This is a genomic window from Microbacterium sp. HMWF026, assembly GCF_003061325.1.
Lineage (GTDB): Bacteria > Actinomycetota > Actinomycetes > Actinomycetales > Microbacteriaceae > Microbacterium > Microbacterium testaceum_E.
Genome location: NZ_QAJB01000409.1, coordinates 1 through 1,009, shown reverse-complemented (window position 1 = coordinate 1,009; position 1,009 = coordinate 1). Strand labels below are relative to the sequence as shown.

General features: G+C 74.1%; 1 protein-coding gene and 1 pseudogene. Both read left to right on the top strand.

Annotated features, from left to right (window positions below):
- Positions 1-207, top strand: a pseudogene (locus tag DBR36_RS17905) (DNA-protecting protein DprA); the annotation flags it as partial.
- Positions 208-261: 54 nt separating this feature from the next.
- Positions 262-1,009, top strand: a 748-nt coding sequence (locus DBR36_RS14970; protein WP_108320544.1) for a site-specific integrase, incomplete at its 3' end; no start/stop codon positions are given.

Below are 1,009 nucleotides of genomic sequence, written 5' to 3'. Positions count from 1 at the left end.
GGGCGGACCGACGACACGACGAGGGTCCTGGACGCCCTGTCCACGCGCGTGGCGCGCGGCGTCGACGAGGTCGCCCGCCGCAGCGGCATGGCGGTCGACGAGGCGGCGGTGCTGCTGGGCTTCGCCGCACTCGAGGGGCGCGTCGAGCGCGACGACGACGGCGGGTGGCGCGCACCCCGCAGCGCCACGAGGGGGCGGGGCAGGTGACGCCCACCGCGCGTGTCGGCGGCGATCCCGCGCCGCAGCCCGCAGGCTGGTGTCATGCGCGTTTCCGAGGCCGTCGAGGGCTACCTCGCCCACCTCTCCGACGTGCGCCGCGTCTCGCCCGCCACGGTCCGCGCGTACCGTTCCGACCTCGCCGACCTCGTGAACCATCTGCGCGATCCGCGCCTCGAGTCGGTCGACCTCGATCAACTGCGCGAGTGGCAATGGCAGGCCAGCAAGGCGGGCCAGGCCAAGTCCACGTCGGCGCGGCGCATCTCGAGCGTCCGTGGGTTCTTCGCGTGGGCGAAGGACGAGGGCGTCCTCGACACCGACGTGTCGCTCCGCCTCGTCTCGCCCAAACGCGGCCGGACGCTGCCGTCGGTCGCCACGGCCGACACCCTGGCATCCGTTCTGCGATCCCTCGAGGAGGGGGCGCGCGACGGCGACCCGATCGCCCTCCGCGACCATGCCCTGCTCGAGGTGATCTACGGATCGGGAGCGCGCGTGTCGGAGATCTGCGGGCTCGACCTCGACGACGTCGATCACGAGCGCCGCACGATGCGGCTGCGGGGCAAAGGCGACAAGGAACGGGTCGTCCCCTTCGGTCTTCCCGCCGAGAGCGCGCTGCAGGCGTATCTGGTGCGGGGTCGGCCCGTGCTGCGGGCGCGCGCGGACGACACCTCGGACGCGACTTCGTCGCGATCCCGCGACACGGCGGCGCGGGCCGTCTTCCTGGGGGCCCGCGGCGGCCGGATCGGTCCACGAGCCGTGCACGCGCTGGTCACGCGCACCGTCGGAGACGCCA